General features: G+C 58.1%; 19 protein-coding genes. 4 read left to right on the top strand and 15 right to left on the bottom strand.

What is annotated here, in order from left to right:
- Nucleotides 1-236: 236 nt before the first annotated feature.
- Complete coding sequence (locus ACE38U_RS07510) at nucleotides 237-971, top strand: response regulator (protein ID WP_038476583.1); 735 nt, start codon at nucleotides 237-239, stop codon at nucleotides 969-971.
- On the opposite strand, the gene ACE38U_RS07505 is transcribed toward ACE38U_RS07510, so the two are convergent.
- The 4 genes from ACE38U_RS07505 to ACE38U_RS07490 all read right to left on the bottom strand — a co-directional run bounded on the left by ACE38U_RS07505 (nucleotide 968) and on the right by ACE38U_RS07490 (nucleotide 5,234).
- Nucleotides 968-1,651: a D-lyxose/D-mannose isomerase gene (locus tag ACE38U_RS07505; RefSeq protein ID WP_375529423.1), complete on the bottom strand. Its 684-nt coding sequence runs from the start codon at nucleotides 1,649-1,651 to the stop codon at nucleotides 968-970. The genes ACE38U_RS07510 and ACE38U_RS07505 overlap by 4 nt on opposite strands.
- Before the next feature lie 94 nt (nucleotides 1,652-1,745).
- A complete protein-coding gene (locus tag ACE38U_RS07500) occupies nucleotides 1,746-2,690 on the bottom strand; it encodes an ABC transporter substrate-binding protein (protein WP_038476577.1) in 945 nt (314 codons plus the stop codon).
- A gap of 35 nt (nucleotides 2,691-2,725) precedes the next feature.
- On the bottom strand, nucleotides 2,726-3,718 hold the full coding sequence (locus tag ACE38U_RS07495) for an ABC transporter permease subunit (RefSeq protein WP_375529422.1): 993 nt from the start codon (nucleotides 3,716-3,718) through the stop codon (nucleotides 2,726-2,728).
- Nucleotides 3,711-5,234, bottom strand: coding sequence for a sugar ABC transporter ATP-binding protein (locus ACE38U_RS07490; protein WP_375529421.1), 1,524 nt, complete (start codon nucleotides 5,232-5,234; stop codon nucleotides 3,711-3,713). Before ACE38U_RS07490 ends, ACE38U_RS07495 begins: the two co-directional genes overlap by 8 nt.
- Before the next feature lie 185 nt (nucleotides 5,235-5,419).
- Between ACE38U_RS07490 and ACE38U_RS07485 the strand changes: the two genes are divergently transcribed.
- A complete protein-coding gene (locus tag ACE38U_RS07485) occupies nucleotides 5,420-8,002 on the top strand; it encodes an ATP-binding protein (protein WP_375529420.1) in 2,583 nt (860 codons plus the stop codon).
- Here ACE38U_RS07485 and alsK read toward each other — a convergent pair.
- From alsK to ACE38U_RS07455, 6 genes are all read right to left on the bottom strand, one after another.
- Nucleotides 7,935-8,879 (bottom strand): allose kinase, encoded by a 945-nt coding sequence (gene alsK / locus ACE38U_RS07480; RefSeq protein WP_375529419.1) that lies wholly within the window; start codon nucleotides 8,877-8,879, stop codon nucleotides 7,935-7,937. The two genes, ACE38U_RS07485 and alsK, sit on opposite strands and share 68 nt — an antisense overlap.
- The gene (gene alsE, locus ACE38U_RS07475; protein WP_038476562.1) at nucleotides 8,863-9,558 is read right to left on the bottom strand and encodes a D-allulose 6-phosphate 3-epimerase; all 696 of its coding nucleotides are present in this window, start codon (nucleotides 9,556-9,558) and stop codon (nucleotides 8,863-8,865) included. The genes alsK and alsE overlap by 17 nt, the downstream gene beginning before the upstream one ends.
- 135 nt (nucleotides 9,559-9,693) lie before the next feature.
- Nucleotides 9,694-10,674 carry a D-allose ABC transporter permease gene (alsC, locus tag ACE38U_RS07470; RefSeq protein WP_038476559.1) on the bottom strand — a complete coding sequence of 327 codons (981 nt, stop codon included), beginning with the start codon at nucleotides 10,672-10,674 and terminating at the stop codon, nucleotides 9,694-9,696.
- Nucleotides 10,653-12,185 (bottom strand): D-allose ABC transporter ATP-binding protein AlsA, encoded by a 1,533-nt coding sequence (alsA, locus tag ACE38U_RS07465; protein WP_038476554.1) that lies wholly within the window; start codon nucleotides 12,183-12,185, stop codon nucleotides 10,653-10,655. The genes alsC and alsA overlap by 22 nt, the downstream gene beginning before the upstream one ends.
- Before the next feature lie 198 nt (nucleotides 12,186-12,383).
- Nucleotides 12,384-13,319: a D-allose transporter substrate-binding protein gene (gene alsB / locus ACE38U_RS07460; RefSeq protein ID WP_038483011.1), complete on the bottom strand. Its 936-nt coding sequence runs from the start codon at nucleotides 13,317-13,319 to the stop codon at nucleotides 12,384-12,386.
- Between the two features lie 55 nt (nucleotides 13,320-13,374).
- Nucleotides 13,375-14,265 carry a MurR/RpiR family transcriptional regulator gene (locus ACE38U_RS07455; protein WP_038476551.1) on the bottom strand — a complete coding sequence of 297 codons (891 nt, stop codon included), beginning with the start codon at nucleotides 14,263-14,265 and terminating at the stop codon, nucleotides 13,375-13,377.
- Nucleotides 14,266-14,619: 354 nt separating this feature from the next.
- Here ACE38U_RS07455 and rpiB point away from each other — a divergent pair, with 354 nt between their 5' ends.
- Together rpiB and yjdP are read left to right on the top strand one after the other, a co-directional pair.
- A complete protein-coding gene (gene rpiB, locus ACE38U_RS07450; protein ID WP_176981214.1) occupies nucleotides 14,620-15,069 on the top strand; it encodes a bifunctional allose-6-phosphate isomerase/ribose-5-phosphate isomerase RpiB in 450 nt (149 codons plus the stop codon).
- A 68-nt stretch (nucleotides 15,070-15,137) separates the two neighbouring features.
- Nucleotides 15,138-15,458 (top strand): DDRRRQL repeat protein YjdP, encoded by a 321-nt coding sequence (gene yjdP / locus ACE38U_RS07445; RefSeq protein ID WP_375529418.1) that lies wholly within the window; start codon nucleotides 15,138-15,140, stop codon nucleotides 15,456-15,458.
- Here yjdP and phnP read toward each other — a convergent pair.
- Genes phnP through phnL form a run of 5 tightly spaced genes read right to left on the bottom strand, consistent with a single transcriptional unit; the run spans nucleotide 15,455 to nucleotide 19,062 of the window.
- Nucleotides 15,455-16,213, bottom strand: coding sequence for a phosphonate metabolism protein PhnP (gene phnP / locus ACE38U_RS07440; protein WP_375529417.1), 759 nt, complete (start codon nucleotides 16,211-16,213; stop codon nucleotides 15,455-15,457). The two genes, yjdP and phnP, sit on opposite strands and share 4 nt — an antisense overlap.
- Nucleotides 16,191-16,658, bottom strand: coding sequence for an aminoalkylphosphonate N-acetyltransferase (gene phnO / locus ACE38U_RS07435; RefSeq protein WP_375529416.1), 468 nt, complete (start codon nucleotides 16,656-16,658; stop codon nucleotides 16,191-16,193). The genes phnP and phnO overlap by 23 nt, the downstream gene beginning before the upstream one ends.
- A complete protein-coding gene (gene phnN, locus ACE38U_RS07430; protein WP_255483319.1) occupies nucleotides 16,651-17,238 on the bottom strand; it encodes a ribose 1,5-bisphosphokinase in 588 nt (195 codons plus the stop codon). Before phnN ends, phnO begins: the two co-directional genes overlap by 8 nt.
- Nucleotides 17,235-18,371, bottom strand: a complete 1,137-nt coding sequence (phnM, locus tag ACE38U_RS07425) for an alpha-D-ribose 1-methylphosphonate 5-triphosphate diphosphatase (protein ID WP_154188522.1) — start codon at nucleotides 18,369-18,371, stop codon at nucleotides 17,235-17,237. The genes phnN and phnM overlap by 4 nt, the downstream gene beginning before the upstream one ends.
- Nucleotides 18,358-19,062, bottom strand: coding sequence for a phosphonate C-P lyase system protein PhnL (gene phnL / locus ACE38U_RS07420; RefSeq protein ID WP_038476531.1), 705 nt, complete (start codon nucleotides 19,060-19,062; stop codon nucleotides 18,358-18,360). Before phnL ends, phnM begins: the two co-directional genes overlap by 14 nt.

Here is a 19,062-nt window from a genome sequence, read left to right as displayed (position 1 = left end):
TGCGCCACTCAATGCATTATCTATGCCACATAGAGTGAGTGGGTATTGGCGCGGGTTTGGCGGGCATCTTTCGCACGGGCTGACGAAAGGCCGGGGATTTCGTCATAAATGACGTGTCGAACTGACGGGCATTTGTGACAGTGATAGAAAATTCCGCACGGATCTGTGTTCTTTCTGCGGCGCGCAATCAACAATCGCTCACACTAAAAAGAACCTCCTCCCCTCCGGAGACAATAATGAAACCTGCAATCCTGGTGGTGGATGACGACAAGGCCATTTGCGACGTGCTGCGCGATGTGCTCAGCGAACACGTCTTCGACGTGCTGGTGTGCCATAGCGGCAATGAAGCGCTGCAGATTGTGGCGGCAGAGCCCTCCATCGCGCTTATCCTGCTGGATATGATGCTGCCGGATACCAACGGCCTGCTGGTGCTTCAGCAGGTGCAAAAGCTACGTCCGGCGCTGCCGGTGGTGATGCTGACCGGCATGGGCAGCGAGTCTGACGTGGTGGTGGGGCTGGAAATGGGCGCCGATGACTACATCGCCAAACCGTTTAACGGCCGCGTGGTCGTCGCGAGGGTGAAAGCGGTGCTGAGGCGCAGCGGGGCGCTGGCCGTAGAAACCAGCCCGACGAAAACCAGCGCGCTGCAGTTTAACGGCTGGCGGCTGGACACCGACCGCTGCCAGCTGATGAACGCCCGGCAGCAGCAGGTTGATCTCACCCAGGGGGAATATGGTCTGCTGCTTTCCCTGGTGCAGCACGCCAGAAAGGTGCTGTCGCGGGAAAAACTGCTTGAGCTAACCCACAGCGAAAGCCTCGAAGTGTTTGACCGGACTATCGACGTGCTGATTATGCGGCTGCGGCGCAAAATCGAGGTGAACCCACACCAGCCCACGCTTATCCGCACCATCCGCGGCGTGGGCTACGTCTTTGCCGCGGATGTCACCCACGGCGAAAATAATGCGGTTTAGATAAACCGGCGGTACTCATGACACAAAAGCAGCTCCGCCCCGGCGTCTTCGGTAAGGGTGCTGAAGCGCTCGAGAGGCTTTAAAAAACGGTTGTCGTGATCGTCATCGTTCACCATCGAAACCTCACCGACCAGCACGTCGCCGTAGCCGGGCTCGCCCCAGAAGCTGTGGTACATCTCCGGCACCAGGCTGATACTTTCCCCCGGAGAAAGGCGCAGCTGGCTGCCGGCGGCGTGCGTCTGGCGGCAGCCGTCAATCACCACCGTAATGTCCGATTCATCGGGCTGTTCAAACGGATCTGAATGCCACAGTTCGACAATCAAATTACCGCCGCCGCGGTTGATAATGTCTTCCTGTTTGCTCCAGTGAAAATGCATCGGCGTCATCTGATTTTCACGCACGTGCATGACTTTTTCGGCGTAAGTTTTGGCGTAGGGCGCACCTTCAGGTGAGCCGTTGCGCAGGGTAAACAGCGTGAGGCCCATGATAAGAAAATCGCTGCCGCCGAAGTCGGTAATATCCCATCCTAGCTTCAGATCAAACACTTCCTGCCAGCTGTGGGAATCAAGCTGCTGCCATGTTTGCGGCGAGAACCCGGCGAACGGCGGCAGCTGGATATCGTGGCGGGCAAAGAACTGGCGGGTTTCATTCAGGTACTGATTAACCTCGGAGCGTTTCATCTGGCCTCCCTTTGACGTGGACCCTCACCCTGGCCCTCTCCCTGGAAGGGAGAGGGGACTGACGGCGTTCTGACTCGACTGGGTGAGGGGAAAACTACTTCACCGTCCACCCTTTGTAGCTGCCAATATTGTTCTTATCGATCATCGTCACCGGGATTAGCACCGGGCCTTTCGGCGCGGGTTTACCCTGCAAAATGTCGTAGCCAATCTCGACCGCTTTCGCCGCCATTACCTGCGGATCCTGCGCCGGCGTCGCCACAAACAGCGAGCTGCCGCCGCGCTTCAGGGCCTCCTCACCGTCCGGGCTGCCGTCCACGCCGACAATAAAGAACTCATTACGCTGGGCCTGTTTTGCCGCCAGATCGGCCCCGATCGCCGTCGGATCGTTGATCGCAAACACGCCGTCGATCTTCGGATTCGCCGCCAGCAGCGAGGTCATTACTTCCAGGCCGCCTTCACGGCTGCCCTTAGCATTCTGATTAGAGGATAGGATCTTAATGTCCGGGTGCTTTTTGAATTCGGTTTCGCAGCCCTCAACGCGGTTCTGCACGGCGGAAACCGGCGGCCCGTTGATGATAACCACGTTGCCTTTATCTTTCAGGCGGTCGGAAATGTACTTACAGGCCATTTGCCCGGCCTGGGTGTTGTCTGAGGTGATCGTGGCATCGGCGCCGTCAGCCGCGACGTCCACCGCCACCACGACGATCCCGGCGTCTTTCGCGCGTTTTACCGCCGGGCCGATCCCTTTGGAATCTGCGGCGTTGAGGATGATCATGTCCACCTTGGCGGCGATAAAGTTATCGATCTGCGCCACCTGCTGGCCGAGATCGTAGCCGCTGGAGACCAGCGTCACCTTCACGTTGTCGCCAGCGAGCTTGCGGGCTTCCAGCTCGGCGCCTTTGGTTATCTGCACGAAGAACGGGTTGGCGAGGTCGCCCACCGTCACGCCGATAGACTTTAACTCTTTCGCCTGGGCAAACGGCGCGCCTGCGATCATTGCACCAGCCAGTAACGCAGTAACTATGGGTTTCAAACGCATGCTGTTTTCCTCACTCGTAGGGTAGGGTTTTGTTGTTATGCACTTTGATGGTGACGGGTACGGTATTTGTCGATCAGCACCGCTATGATGATCACCGCCCCTTTGATCACCAATTGCCAGAAGTAGGAGACGCCCATTAGCGTCATGCCGTTGTTGAGCGTGGCGATAATCAGCGCCCCCACCAGCGTGCCGGTGATGGTACCAATCCCGCCCACGAAGCTGGTCCCGCCGAGAATAACGGCGGCGATGGCGTCCAGCTCATAGCCCACGCCGAGGTTACCGTTGGCGCTATAAAGGCGCGACGCGCTCATGATGCCGCCGAGCCCGGAAAGCAGGCCGCTCATGCCGTACACGAACAGCAGCACCATCCACACTTTGATGCCGGTCAGGCGTGCCGCCTGCATGTTGCCGCCCACCGCATAGATATGAACGCCCAGCGTGGTACGGCGCAGGATGAACCAGCACACCGCAATCACCAGCAGGGCGATAACCACCAGCCACGGCACCGGGCCGAGATAGGCGTTACCAATCCATTCAAAGTTGATGTTGGAGTTAATCACCGTTGTGCCGTCGGCCAGCAGATACGCCGCACCGCGCAGCGCGGTATAGGTGCCGAGCGTGACGATAAACGGCGGCAGCCCAGCCCAGGCGACCAGCATGCCGTTAAACAGCCCCAGCCCGGTGCCCATCAGCAGCGCTGCCAGAATCGACAGGCCTTCCCAGCCGGGCATCAGCGACACGACCATTGCCGTCACGGCGGTGGTGCCGAGGATAGAGCCCACGGAAAGGTCAATACCGCCGGTCAGAATGATGAAGGTCATCCCAGCCGCCAGCACGATGTTGATCGACGACTGCCGGGCGATATTGAGCAGGTTAGACTCGGTGAAGAAGTTGGGCGCGACAAAGCCAAATACGGCGACGATCAGTATCAAAATCGGCAAAATGCCGACGGTTTGTAGTAAATCGCCGAACAGGGCTTTTTTAAGTGAGGCGGATTTTGCCACCGGTTGCGTGCCTGAGTTAGTCATGGTGCACCTCTTTCTTATGGGCCTCGGTCACGCCGGTAGCCAGGGTCATAATATTCTCTTGCGTAATGTCGTGGCGCAGCAGCTCGCCGGCAATGCTGCCTTCGCGCATGACGTACACCCGGTCGCTCATGCCCACCACTTCGGGCAGCTCGCTGGAAATCATTAAAATGGCCACGCCCTGGCGGGCCAGCTGGTTCATGATGCGGTAAATTTCGCTTTTAGCGCCGACGTCCACGCCGCGCGTAGGCTCGTCGAGGATCAGAATGCGTGGGCCAATAGCAACCCAGCGGGAAATCAGCAACTTTTGCTGGTTACCACCGGACAGGCCCCCGGCGCGAACCTGAGCATGCGGCACGCGGATATTCAGCAGGTTGATAGCATCGTCAGAAATGGTCTGGGCTTTTTTGCGGTCGAGCATGCCGAAATGAGCGTCACGCTCCAGCGTGGCCATGGTGATGTTGTCCTGCGCGGCAAGCTCGAGAAACAGCCCTTGCTCTTTGCGGTTTTCCGTCAGGAAGCCGATGCCGTGTTGAATCGCCTCGCGGGGGGAGTGAAGCGTCACCGGCTCGCCGTCGATCTCAACCGTACCGCCCGTGGCCTTACGCACGCCGAAGATAAGCTGCGCCAGCTCCGAACGCCCCGCGCCAACCAGCCCGGCCAGGCCGACAATTTCCCCGGAACGCACGTGCAGGCTGACGGGCTGCACCTTGCCGCTGTCCGTCAGGTGATGAACGTTGAGGCGAGGGCTGCCGAGCGGGATATCACGCTCTTTGTTAAACAGGTCGCTAAGGGGCCGGCCAACCATCATTTTGACCAGTTCGCTGGCGTTAAGGTTTTCGCGCGTCAGGCTGCCGACGTACTGGCCGTCGCGCAGGACGCTGACCCGGTCAGACAGCTCATAAATTTCCGCCATGCGGTGGCTGATGTAGATAATCGCCATGCCTTCATCACGCAGGCGGAAAATCAGCTCAAACAGGCGATGCGTTTCGCGAGATGAGAGGGCGGCGGTGGGTTCATCCATCACCAGAATACGGCTGTTGCGCTGGAGCGCGCGGGCAATCTCAACCTGCTGCTGCTCGGCAATGGTCAGCTTCATGACGAGGTCGGTTGCTTTAAACTGCGCCCCGAGGCGGTCAATCACCGCCTGCGCCTGCTGCACCATCTCTTTACGCTGCACCAGGCCGCCGCGCGCCAGTTCGCTGCCGAGGAAAATGTTTTCGGCCACGGTGAGGTTTGGCGCGAGCTGCATTTCCTGGTAAATCAGGGTAATGCCCGCGTTGAGGGCATCTTTCGGGCCTTTGATGGCATAGGGTTCGCCGTCAATCAGCACTTCGCCGCTGGTGGCGATGTAAGCCCCGGCGAGGATCTTCATCAGGGTGCTTTTACCCGCCCCGTTCTCACCCATTAGCGCATGGATTTCACCGGGAAATACCGTTAAATCGACGCCTTTTAGCGCATAAAACTTGCCAAATGACTTGGCAATATTGCGCATTTCCAGAATGGGGACTCTGCTCATGGTGCGGCGCCTGTGGTGGGTATCAATAAGCGCCAGTCAACCACACGCCGATAAATGCAAAATGTCAGCCGCCGTTCATATTTGTCATAGAGTTGAATAGTTAACCTGGATCACATTCCCGGTGTGGAAATATTTATCAAAATCCGTGCAATGCTTAACTGGAGTGAATCAACCACGGAGCCTCTATGACCCAGCCTCGTCCCTCCTTTTTCGCCAGCGCCCGTGGCCGCCTGCTGTTCTTCAATCTGCTGGTGGTGGCGGTCACGCTGATGGTCTGCGGCGTGGCGGTGCTCGGCTTTAAGCACGCCAGCCGCCTGCAGGAGCAGGTTCAGGGGCAAACGCTGCTCGATATGTCCGGTAGCATGGAGCTGGCGCGCGACACCTCGAACGTGGCGACGGCGGCGGTCAGGCTTTCTCAGGTTGTGGGCGCGCTGGAATACCAGAGCGAGGCGGCAAGCCTGAAGCAAACCCAGCTTTCGCTGCAAAACTCGCTTTCTCACCTGGCCAAAGCGCCGCTGGCGAGCCGTGAGCCGCAGCTGGTCAGCCGGATCATCGACCGCAGCAACGAGCTGGAAAGCAGCGTTACCAACATGCTGGTGATGGGGCACCGCCGCCATTTGCAGCGTAACCTGCTGCTGAGCGCCCTGTACCAGAATCAGAGCTACCTTGAACACCTGCAGGAAGTTAACGTCCGCGAAGGGCTTAACGTGCCGGATGCCGGGCTGCTCAAAGAGATGGATCGCCTGATTCTGGTGGCGATTCAGTCCTCCTCCCCGAGGCCGGCGGTGCGCCAGCTTAGCGAAGTGATGCAGCTTCTCCCCGAGCGGGCGGCGTCGGCGTTATCGGACAGCATTTTGCAGCAGTTCAGAAACGGCCTGCGCCAGCTGCCGCCGCTTTCTGCGCAGCTTGAGGAAAGCGACCTGGGCATCGCCTGGCACATGTACCACATCAAAGCGCTGGTGGCTTTTCTGAATCAGGACATCAACCTGTACGTGCAAAAAGTCGGGGAAGAATCCCGGCAGCGCAGCCAGCAAAGCCACCGGGATTTGCAGTCCATCATCGCTTTTATCGGCCTGTTTGCCCTGCTGGCGCTGGTGATCACCGGGTTTGCCGGGCTGTATATTTACCGCAACCTGGGCTCAAACTTAACGGCGATTTCCCAGGCGATGACGCGGCTGGCGAAAGGCGAAAAAGAGGTCAGCGTGCCCGCACAGCAGAGGCGTGATGAGCTGGGCGAGCTGGCCAGGGCATTCAACGTCTTTGCCCGTAATACCGCTTCGCTGGAGCACACATCCCGCCTGCTGAAAGAGAAAAGTACCTTGCTGGAAACCACTTTTCACGCCATGCGCGACGGCTTTGCGCTGTTCGACAGCGACGGTTTCCTGGTGGTGTGGAATCAGCAATATCCGCTGCTGCTGGGGCTTGAGCCGCAGCGCCTGCAGCGCGGCCAGCACTATCTCGGGTTGCTCAAGCAGGTTACGCCGCTGCAGGAGCACATGTTGGGTAATCTCTCCAGACCCTTGCCTAAGCCGCAGGAGTTGAGGCTGGCGGACGGCCGTACCATCGAGCTGCGTTTTAGCCCGGTGCCTGGGCGGGGCATGGTGAACGTAGTGCTGGAGCGTAGCGAACGCAAAGCGCTGGAAGAAGCGCTGGTGCACAGCCAAAAAATGAAGGCGGTGGGGCAGCTTACCGGCGGTCTGGCGCACGACTTCAATAACCTGCTGGCGGTGATCATCGGCAGTCTTGAGCTGACCGCGACAGACTCGCCGGACGCCGTGCGCATTCAGCGCGCGCTTAAGGCCGCCGAGCGTGGCGCACAGCTCACTCAGCGGCTGCTCGCGTTTTCCCGCAAGCAATCGTTACACCCGAGGGCGGTGGCGATGAAAAGCCTGCTTGAAAACCTCGACCCGCTGATGCGCCATTCTTTGCCCGCCCATCTCACGCTTGTCGTTGAAGCCCAGCAGCCCGCCTGGCCCGCCTGGATCGACGTCAATCAGCTGGAGAACGCGATCATTAACCTGGTGATGAACGCCCGAGACGCGATGGAAGGGCGCAGCGGTGAAATTAAGATCCGCACCTGGAACCAGCGCGTGGTGCGCGGCGAAGGGCGCAAGCAGGATATGGTGGTGGTTGAAGTGGCCGACACCGGGCACGGCATGACGGACGAGGTAAAGGCGCAGGTGTTTGAACCGTTCTTCACCACCAAACAGACCGGCAGCGGCAGCGGGCTTGGGCTGTCGATGGTTTATGGCTTTGTACGCCAGTCGGGCGGGCGGGTGCAGATTGAAAGCGAGCCGGGCACAGGGACTCGGGTCATACTTCAACTGCCTCGGGCGTCTGCGGAGGCGCAGCCGGAGGCCTTGCCGCTGGTCGATGAACAGGCCGATATTTCTGACCAGCTTGTGCTGGTACTCGAAGATGAGCCGGACGTGCGCCAGACGCTCTGCGAACAGCTGCATCAGCTGGGTTACCTGACGCTGGAAGCCAGCGACAGCCAGCAGGCGCTGCAGCTGATGCGCGAGGTGCCGGACATCAGCCTCGTTATCAGCGACCTGATGCTGCCCGGCGAGCTAAGCGGCGCGGACGTGCTCCAGCAGGCTCGCCGCCACCATCCTCAGCTGGATTTGCTGCTGGTAAGCGGGCAGGATTTACGTCGCAGCGAGCAACACCTGCCGGAGGTTGAGCTGCTGCGCAAACCGTTTACCCGAGCGCAGCTTGCTGAGGCGCTACGTAAAGCGCGGGCAGGAAGCAGGCGCGGGCCAGCGTAGCCGCACCTTGTGCGCCGTTAAACGCGGATGAAGACGCGTCGATAAAGCGCACGGCATCGTGAGGAAGCGGGCGGCGAAGATAGCGTTTAGTCTGCGCAATCAGCGCTTCGCGCGGAAAATCGACCATGTCCATTACGCCGCCGCCGAGGATCACCACATCCGGGTCGAACAGGTTCACGCTGGTGGCGATGGCGCGCGCCGCGTGGTCGAGCAGGGCAACGACAAACGGCTCCTGCGCGGCAACGCTGAACAGCTCGCCAATTTCATACGCACGCGGGCTGGCGTCGTACCAGCGTTTCAGGGCAATCCCCGAGCACACCGTTTCCAGGCACCCCGCATTTCCGCAGCCGCAGGTCAGGTGCATATCGCCCTGTGGAATATGGCCCAGTTCACCGGCAACGCCGTGGGCGCCGGTCCAGGGTGCCCCGTTCAGCCAGACGGCAAAACCCATGCCGGTGCCGAGATAAGCCCCCAGCACCTGCTGGGGCTGCAGGCCGTTTTGCGCGACGTCGAACGAGAGCTGCAGATTGACGTCACGTGAAAACTCGACCGGGCAGCCGAGCGCATCCTCCAGCTTGCCCGCCAGTTCGTTAAGCTCTGCGGCGGCAAGCGGCAAATTTGGCGTGGAGATAATCGTGCGCTTGTCTTTGCCGACCAGCGCCGGGAACCCCATCACCATGCCGCGGCAGCGGGCGTTAAAGCGATCCAGCCGATCGTTTAACAGACGGGCGATCCCGCAGACCACGCCCCCGGAGATAATCTCTGCGGTGCGCTGTTTTTCACAGTGCAGCACCGCGCCGGATTCATCCTGCAAACACAGGCGGATATGGGTGGCGCCCATATCCACTCCGGCCACCACGTTAAGCGGTTTTGGCATGGGGGATAACCTCGTTTTTGGCCGTCAGGATCTGTTCGCTCATCACCTGCCAGGCCTCGTCGATATCCCGGGCGTGGTTAAACAGCCCGGAAGTGCCAACGATAAACACATCTGCCCCGGCGGCCATGAGTCGTTCATAGGTTGCCGCGTTGCAGGAGCCGTCAATTTCGATTTCGTAGCTCAGCCCTTCGCGCTCGCGCCAGGCTTTCAGCTCCGCCACTTTTTCCAGCATTTCTGGAATAAACGGCTGGCCGGCAAACCCTGGGTCAACGGTCATCACCGTCACCTTGTCTGCCTTATGAATGTAGTACTTCATCGCCTCAACCGGGGTCTCCGGGTTCAAAATCAGGCCGACTTTCATGCCGTGGCGACGAATCTCTTCTATAAGGCGGAAGGCCTGGCCGTTAATAGTTTCCGGATGCAGGGTAATGATGTCCGCCCCGGCCTGCGCCAGCGGGACGATGTAATCCTGCGGGCGGGTGACCATCAGGTGGCAGTCCAGCGGCTTGCTGGCAAGCTTCCTGACCTGGCCGACGAAGAACGGGGACAGCGTCAGGTTCGGCACAAAGTGGCCGTCCATAATGTCGATATGGAAGTAGTCGGCGTGCTGGTCGATAAACGCAATCTGTTCCTGGAATTTTGCCAGATCCATGCACATCAAAGAGGGGGAAATTTTCATTATAAGCTCCTGTAATTCTATGGATTTCGGACGACAGAAAGGCGGCCAGGCTGCGAGTCCCCAGGAGCATAGCTAACTATGTGACTGGGGTGAGCTGATGCAGCCAACGCATCTGCCGTTCGAAAGACGACGAATTTACTTGCTGATTAGTCTATCCAGGGCCACCGCGGCGATGATCAGCCCGCCCATCACCACCAGCTGGTAATAGGTTTGTACCTGGAGAATGTTGAGCCCGTTGTTGATGGTGCCGATAATCAGGCCGCCAATCACCACCGAGAAAATTCGGCCTTTGCCGCCGAAGAAGCTGGTGCCGCCGATGATCGCGCTGGCGATGGCGTAGGTTTCAAACCCCATGCCCGCAAGGGGTTCTGCCGCCCCAAGACGCGCGGTAGAGACCACGCCCGCCAGCCCGGCGCAGATGCCGGAGATGATGAACACCACCAGCATGTGGAACTTCACGTCGATGCCGGAGTAGAACGCCGAGTTCTTATTGCCGCCGAGGGCGTAAATATTGCGGCCCAGGCGCGTGCGGGTGGTCAAGAACCACAGTATCCCGGCGACAATCAGCGAGAAGATCACCGGCACCGGAATGCCTAACGGCGTGGCGGCGAAGAAATTCACGAAGTCGAACGAGAAGCCGTACACCGAGTTGGCGTCGGAAATAACCAGCGTGATGCCCCGGAAGATGGCGTTGGTGCCAAGCGTGATGATGAACGGATGCAGCCCTGTCCAGTTTACCAGGCAGCCGTTAATCGCCCCGAGCAGCCCGCCGACAATCACGCCGCCAATCAGCGCCGCGAGGAACGGATCCACGCCTGCCAGCATCAGTTTGGCGGTCACCATGCCGGAAAGTGCCAGAATCGCCCCAACCGACAGATCGATTCCCGCTACCAGAATGGCGAAGAACTCCCCCATGCCGATAAGCACGGTCACCGAGCTTTGCACGAAGATGGCGCTGATGTTGCTGGCCGTCAGGAAGTACTCGGCGGAGAGCGTGCCGAAGATGGCGACGATAATCGCGAGGATGAAAAAGGTGCCGTATTTGTCCCAGAACTGGGCGAAATTGAACGGCTTTTTCTCACTTTCCTCGCGTTTCATTCTTGTGGTAATGCCCATGCCATAATCTCCTCTTCGCTGATATCGTCGCGATTGGTCAGGATTTGCGTCAGCCGCCCTTCGCAGAACACGGCAATGCGGTCGCAGACGGCGATAATTTCGGGAAGCTCAGACGACACCATCAGAATGACCTTTCCGTCATCCGCCAACTGCCGCATCACTTTGTAAATTTCGGCCTTAGCGCCGACGTCGATCCCACGCGTAGGCTCATCGAAGATAAGCACTTCCGGGTTGCAGCACAGCCACTTAGAAATCAGTACCTTCTGTTGGTTGCCGCCGGAAAGCTCGGTAATGTTCTGATCGACGCTGTGGCATTTGAGCGCCAGCAGCTGGCGCTGAGCTTCGGCAATTTTTCGTTCTTCGGCTTCGTTAAACAGCCCCATCGCGCCTTTGTAGCCGCCGCGCTTGAGGCTCTGGCTGACGGCCATGTTCTGCGCAATGGAGAAGTTGGCGAAGAAGCCGTTATCCCGGCGGCTTTCGGTGATGTAGCCCATGCCTTTTTTCAGCGCATCCATCGGCGAGCGGGGCGAAATGTTCTTGCCGTTAAGCAGAATTTCCCCTGATGAGCGTTTGTCGACGCCGAACAGGCAGTCCATCAGCTCGGTGCGCCCGGAGCCTACGAGGCCGGAAAAGCCCAGGATCTCGCCACGGTTGACGCTGAACGAAATGCCTTTCACCTTTTTGCGGTCGCGGCTGGTGACGTTCTTCACCTCAAACACCACGTCACGCTCCACGTTCCCGGCGCTCTCTTTCATCGCGCTAAAGCGGTTTTGCAGCTCGCGGCCAACCATCAGGCGCACAATGTCGTCGTTGGAGACGTCGCCGACCAGGCCGCTGCAGACGCTGCTGCCGTCCTTCATCACCGTGTAGCGGTCGCAGATACGGCGGATTTCGGCAAGCTTATGGGAGATGTACACCATCGCCGTGCCTTCTTTACGCAGCTGGTTCATGATGAGAAAAAGATAATCCACTTCTTTATTGGTTAAAGAAGATGTGGGCTCATCCATAATAATGACTTTGGCGTCCAGCATTAATGTTTTGGCAATTTCTAACATTTGCTTGTGACTGATGGATAAATTACCCACCTTTTCATCGAGATCCACTTTTAAGCCGACACGTAAAAGCATCATCGCGGCGCGAATACGCATCTCTTTCCAGTCAACAATATTAATCCCGAAGACTTTTTTTGTTGTATGGCGACCAATATAAAGATTTTCTAAAACGGTTAATTCATCAATGACGCTGAGTTCTTGATAAATAATACCAATGCCGAGCTGTGCCGCTAATTTATGATCGAGCTTTTCATAATTAACATTATTAATCGTAATGGTGCCTTTGGTCGGTTCATGAATACCCGACAGGACTTTCATCAGGGTTGATTTACCTGCACCGTTTTCCCCGAGAAGGGCGTGAATTTCGCCGGGGAATATTGTTAAATCAACCGATTTTAATGCGTGAACCGGACCAAAGGATTTGCCGATCCCCGCCATTGCAATGTATGGCGTGACCATGACGAGCCTCAATCATTTTTAGCGAAGGTTTCCCCTCACCCTAACCCTCTCCCCATAGGGGAGAGGGAATAACTACTGCCACCGCTTTTCTTTTAGTACTCTTTTCCCCTCTCCCTGTGGGAGAGGGCTACCCCTTTTTTCCCCCTCTCCCTGTGGGAGAGGGCCGGGGTGAGGGCATCAGGCCACTCAGACCAGAAACTATTTCGTCACCAGCACCGAATCCACCAGGCTGAACTGCGGCGCTTTATCCAGCGCAATCACCTTGCCGGTTTTTGCCGCGTCAACCAGCAGCTTCAGGCCGGTCGCACCGATGTCACCCGGATTTTGGGCAACGGTGGCGGTCATCTGCCCTGCATCAACCATTTTGCGTGCTTCCGGAATACCGTCGGTGCCGACGACCAGCACTTTTCCGTTTTTACCGGCGTTGGCTACCGCCTGCGCTACGCCCATTGCCATCGTGTCGTTCGCACAATAGAAGGCTTTCAGGTTTGGGTTACGCTGCAGTACGTTGGTCGCCACGTCGAGCGCCTTGATGCGGTCCCAGTCTGCGGGTTGGCTGGCGACGAGCTTAATCTGGCTGGCTTTTTTAAACGCACCGCTGGCTCCCACGCGGCGGGCCTCGCCGGAGGCATTACCTGCTTTCCCTTCGATAATTGCCACTTCACCGCCCGCGGCACCAAGCTTATCGATGATGAAGCCTGCGCCCTTCGCGCCGACCGCGACGTTATCGGTGGTAACAAAGGCTTCGACGTTACCGCCGGCTTTTTTCAGGTTATCCATATCGATTTTTTCATCGAGGTTGACCAGGTAAATGCCTTTCTTCCAGGCGTTCGCCACGGGCACCACGAGATTTACCGAGGAAAGCGGCGCAAAAGCGATGCCTTTGTATTTTTTATTCGTTAAATCTTCAAAAAGCTGTAATTGCGACTGGAAATCACCCTCCGAAGGCGAAGCAAAAATATCAACGCTAACGCCCAGCGTTTTGGCTTCATCTTCAATACCTTTTTTCATATCCACCCAATAAGGGTTGGATAATGTTTTTAATACCACCGCGTAATCGGCAGCGGCAAAAGCGCTGGTGGATAACATCAGGCCCATAGCAGCGCCGCTGAATATTTTCAGATATTTATTCATAATCATATTCTCAGTGTAGGGTGCAGTCAGATCCCGCTCACACGGGATCTCTTTTTTACTTCAGCGCGCCAGGTGAAAAGAAATCCACAATAGCGCCGGTTTTTTGCATATTTAATGTTGCCTGTTCAATGTTTTGCTGTGCGACTGAAACAAATAAAGCATCGAGTAACGTTAATTGTAATATACGCGCGGAGGCGTTGCGGCCTAATAAAGGCGTCTCTGGGGCTGGCGAACAAATAATAAAATCGGCCAGCCGTGCTATAGGTGAATGATAGCTATGGGTAATGCAAATTATTTTTGCGCCGTTCTTTTTCGCCAGCTCAACCGCCGCTTTTAAATCGCCGGTGCGCCCTGAGTGGGAAACCACCAGCACCACGTCACCTTCTTTAAGCAGCGAGGCCGACATCATCATGATGTGCGCATCCTGATAGGCCTGGCAGCGCACGCCGATGCGCAGGAACTTGTGCTGGATGTCGTTACATATGGAGTTCGAGCCGCCAACGCCGTACAAATCACGCTGTTTTGCCTGCGCGAAATAGCGTGCCGCGCGATGAATCTCGTCGACGTTAACGATCGACTGACCTTCCATAATGGTGCGTAAGGTAATGTTAAACACCTTATTGACCACGTCCTGCGGCGCTTCGTCGAACGCCAGCTCGGTCGGCAGCACCTGCTCTGACTCGGAAAAGTAGGCGACCAGCGCGCTGCGCAGGTTACGAAAACCGCTGAAACCCAGCAGTTTCGACACCTTCACAATCATCGCTTCCGACACCGCAAGGGCTTCGGCAACGTCTTTAATCGCCGGGGCATCGCTCAGATTACCGGGCTTTAACAACCAGTCGACGATACGGCTTTCGTTGTCCGTCATCCCCTCCTGCTTCATGCGCAGCCAGGGGGCAAGGCCGATGCCAAACGGCTGTTGTGAATCAATATCTGACTGACTCATCCTGTTCTCTCGTGTCCGTAGAGTGAAGACGCCACTATAACATCACAGCGTGAGCAGAAAATATGCTGACAACTTCACAAAAATAATTAATTCATAAAGTTTTATTTTTTGTGAAGTTTTGTTTTTGGCCTTAATAAGTTATCCATTTGAAAAACAATAGGTTTATTGCTTGCCTTTCGTTGTGTGATGCTGGCTACTGTTAGGTAATTAGCCGTAATCGACATTGTGTTGTGAAGCTGAACGGTGTAGAAATAGCCACGAACCCGGCGATTTTGCCGATTAATTGGGCAGTGAACCGGTCTTAAATCACAAAAGTCGCCGGGTTCGTAAAGTGACGGTTACGGTGAGGATAAAATGAAAAAAATTGCATTTGGCTGCGATCACGTCGGCTTCCTGCTGAAGGCAGAAATTGTGGCGCATCTTGAGGAAAAAGGGATTGAGGTGCTGGACAAAGGGACCTGGTCCGGGGAGCGTACAGATTACCCGCTTTACGCCAGCGCCGTAGCGCAGGCCGTGGTAAACGGCGAAGCCGAGGGCGGCATTTTGATTTGCGGCACCGGCGTGGGGATATCTATCACCGCCAACAAGTTTCCCGGCATCCGGGCGGTGGTGTGCAGCGAGCCTTATTCTGCGTTGCTTTCCCGCCAGCACAATAACACCAACGTGCTGGCCTTCGGCTCACGAGTCGTCGGGCTGGATTTGGCCAAAATGATCGTCGACGCGTGGTTAAGCGGGCAGTTTGAAGGCGGGCGACATCAGGCGAGGGTCGAGGCTATTGGCGCGCTGGAATCGCCTGGAATTTGAGATTCCTCCGCTACTGCGCGTGAGGCCGGCTGACTACGCTGAGGCCAGTCCATTCCGGAGACTGACCGATGAAACCTTATGCCGCCGCGCTGCTGCTCGGCACGCTGTACCTGGCCTCGCCGCTTGCGCAGGCCGACGTGATTGATGATGCCATTGGCAATATCCAGCAGGCGTTTAGCGATGCTTATAAACCCGATGGCGACCGCGTTTATCATGACGATAGCGATGACGAAGCGGCTCAGCGCAGGCTCAGCCGCCAGGATGAAGCGCGCTACCGCCAGCTGGAAGACAGGCGTCGCAGCCTTGATGACCGCCAGAACCAGCTTGACCGTGAACGCCAGCAGTTGGATGACGATGAGCGGCGCCTGCAGGACGACGACGACCGTTAATCCAGCACGATTTCCATGCCGTCAAAACCAGCTTCAAAGCCAGCGGGAAGCGAGTTGTGCATCAGCCATTCATCAAACTGGTGGCTGATGTGCGTCAGCACGACTCGGGGGCTACCAATCTGTTCGTTCAGCGCGATGACGGTCGTTAAGTCACAGTGATTTTTTGGCGTTTCTGGCCGGGGTTCGCGGCTGCAATCTATCACCACCACTTCCGGGCGGTTGGCGGCCAGAAACTTCAGGGTTTTGTCCGGCAGCCCCGCCGTATCGCTCAGCCACGCCAGCCTGCTGTAGGCCGTTTCAAACAGATAACCAAACGTCAGCTTTGAGTGCAGCAGCGGCAGCGGCGTGACGCGCAGCGCCTGAAGGGTAAAGGCAACAAACGGCTCCACGGTATGGCTAAAATCCAGCAGGCCAGGATGTTTAAACAGATCGTCGCAGCCCTGTTCATCCGGCGGGCCGTAAACCGGGATTTTCTCGCCCACGCCCCAGCGCAGCGGGAACAACCCCTGGACGTGATCCATATGGTAGTGGGTGAGCAAAAACTGCTGAAAATCACCGGGCTGCCAGCTCTCCATCAGATCGGGTAGCCCCGCATCCACCAGCGTAACCGCGTCGTTATACCTGACTACCGCGCTGCACGGACGGCGGCGATGAGCGGGGTTGCTGCGCGCCCGTGCACAGGCCGCGCAGCCGCAGCCCCAGGCGGGAACAAGCTGCGCCCCGCCGGTGCCGCTAAGCGTTAGCGTGAGCGTCATCAGGTGTCTCCACCGGTTTGGTAAAGCGGATATGGGTGGCGCGGTAGCCTTCACGCTCGTAGAAGCGGTGAGCGTCTTTGCGCCCGGTGCTGGTCGACAGCTCCGTCAGCTCGGCATCGGCTTTACGTGCCTGCTCTTCGGCCCAGGCAAGCAGCTGTTTGCCGACGCCGTGGCCGCGGGCTTCTTCCAGCACTACCAGCTCCTGGATCTCGCCAATGCGGCGGCCGTGGTGCAGATGGTATTGCAGGTGCAGGCTAATCATCCCCAGCGCTTTGTTGCCCAGCCACGCCAGCTGATAGTAGATATTCGGGTCGCGCAGGTTCTCGGTAAAACAGGCGTTAAAGCCGGGGCGATCTGCCTGAGCCTGCTTTAGCTCGCAAATCATGCGGTAAACGGTATCGCTGTCTTCGATAGCGGCGGCTTTTAACTTAACAACATCAGACATGGCGGGGCTCCTTGCGGTGAAGAGGGATAACGTTCGAGCGGTGCTGGGCTAACAGCCGCATAAATAATTCGGCTGACTGTAGCAGACTCCCGTCGTTGTTGAGTACCAGACAATCGCCGCCCTCTGGCGCATAGAGCGCCGCGCGCTGCAGCCGCTGCTCGATCTGTTCCGCATTTTCCCTGCCGCGCTGCTCCAGACGTTGGCGCAGCACGCTGGCAGAAACCTGCAGGCAGATGGGCACCAGCCCATCGCCATAGCGTTCCCTCGCCTGCTTCAGGTGCTGGCGCGAGCCGTTAACCACCACGTCAAATCCGGCCTCGAGCCATATATCCATTTCCACGCCGACGCCGTAGGACTGCTCGTGCGCCTGCCAGCTCAGGGCGAACAGCCCCAGTTGCTGACGCTGTTCAAACTCTTTTGCGCTCAGCGCAATGTGGTTTTCGCAGCCTGCGTCGGCGGCGCGGGTTATATAGCGGTGCGCCACCAGCAGCCTGGCGTGCTCCTGCTGGCGCAGGGCGCTCAGCAGGCTGTCTTTACCGGAGCCGGACGGGCCCATCAGCCAGATTAATTTACTCATCAGAACACCCGCGTTCCCTGGCGCCAGACGTGATCGACGTGGATATGGTCGCCGTGCATATGTGCCAGCACCAGATCCGCTCGTTTACCTTCCGCCAGCGTCCCACGGTCGGCCAGGTTCAGCGCCCTTGCAGGGTTGCGCGTCACAAGGTTTACCGCCTGAGCCAGCGTGAAGCTGTTGCTGTCGTCGTGCGCCACGCGGAAGGCCGCATCCAGCAGGCTCGCCGGATAGTAATCCGAGGAGAGAATATCCAGCAGCCCGGCCTGGGCCAGATGGCTGGCCGCCACGTTGCCGGAGTGGGAGCCGCCGCGCACGATGTTCGGTGCGCCCATCAGCACGCTCATGCCGTGGCGACGAGAAGCTTCTGCGGCTTCCAGCGTGGTCGGGAACTCGGCGATCACGCTGCCGATTTCGTGGGATTCCACAACGTGGGCGGAGGTGGCATCGTCATGGCTGGCGAGGGCGATATTGCGGTCGCGGCAGCGGGCGGCAATGGCCTGGCGGTTTGGCTGTGACCAGCGCGCCGCCAGCGTCAGCTGCTCTTCCTCAAACCGATCCATCTGCTCGTTGGTGAGATGGTATTTGCCCTGATAGTAGTCGCGGTATTTCGAGAGTTCCGCGTACTGGCGCTGGCCCGGCGAGTGGTCCATCAGCGAAACGAGGGACACCAGTTCGCGGTCTACCAGCTTGTCGAACAGCGGCAGCGTGGTGTGGTGCGGCAGCTCGCAGCGCAGGTGCAGGCGGTGTTCGGCGCGGTTGAGGCCGCGTTTTTGCGTATCCTCCACGGCGTTAATCATCTTTTCGAGGTTTTCCAGGCGGTCGCCGCCGTCGCGCACGTCGCCGATGGCAACGGCGTCCAGCACGGTGGTGATGCCGCTCGCTACCATCAGCGCGTCGTGGCTGCTCATGGCGGAGTGCGCCGGCCAGTCAACCTTTGGCCGTGGGGTGAAGAATTTATCCAGGTTATCCGTGTGCAGCTCAATCAGCCCCGGCAGCAGCCAGCCGCCGCCGCCGTCGTGTGCGCCCGGCAGCTGGCTTTGGGTCTCGGCAAAGTTGCGAATCACACCGTCGGCCACTTCCAGCGAGCCACTGACTACTTCTTCTTCCAGTACCAGGCGAACGTTATTGATTATCATGTTGGGGCTCCATCGCGGACATCGTATGCAGGCGGTCGGCCACCTGTTCACGCACTGCTTCATCGTGGAAGATGCCGACGATGGCCGCTCCACGTGCTTTTGCTTCCTGAATCAAAGCCACCACGGCGGCGCTGTTCCTGGCGTCCAGCGAGGCGGTTGGCTCGTCCAGCAGTAAAATCGGGTAGTCGACAATAAAGCCGCGAGCGATGTTCACGCGCTGCTGTTCGCCGCCGGAAAAGGTCGACGGCGCCAGGTGCCACAGGCGTTCAGGCACGTTGAGGCGGGTCAGCAGGCTGGCGGCTTTTTTCTCGCACTCTTCACGCGGCACGCCCAAATCAAGCAGCGGCTGCATGACGACTTCGAGCGCGGAAATTCGCGGAATAACGCGCAGGAACTGGCTCACCCAGCCGATGGTCTGGCGACGCACCGCCAGCACTTCACGCGCCGGAGCCTGCACGATGTCGAGCCATTCGTCGTTGTGCTTAACCCAGATGTGTCCTTCATCCGGCAAATAGTTGGCGTAGAGCGAGCGCAGCAGGGTGGATTTCCCGCTGCCGGAGTGGCCGTGCAGCACCACGCATTCTCCGCCTTTAACTTCCAGCGAAGCGTCCGCCAGCACCGGCAGGCGAATACCGTGCTGGTGGTGCAGGACAAAGGTTTTGCTCAGGTTTTCAACCCGTATTCTGGTCAT

This window comes from Cedecea selenatireducens (assembly GCF_042138895.1).
Taxonomy (GTDB): Bacteria; Pseudomonadota; Gammaproteobacteria; order Enterobacterales; family Enterobacteriaceae; genus Cedecea; species Cedecea selenatireducens.
The sequence above is the reverse complement of the archived record's forward strand: the minus strand, read 5'-3'. Positions and strand labels throughout refer to the sequence as shown.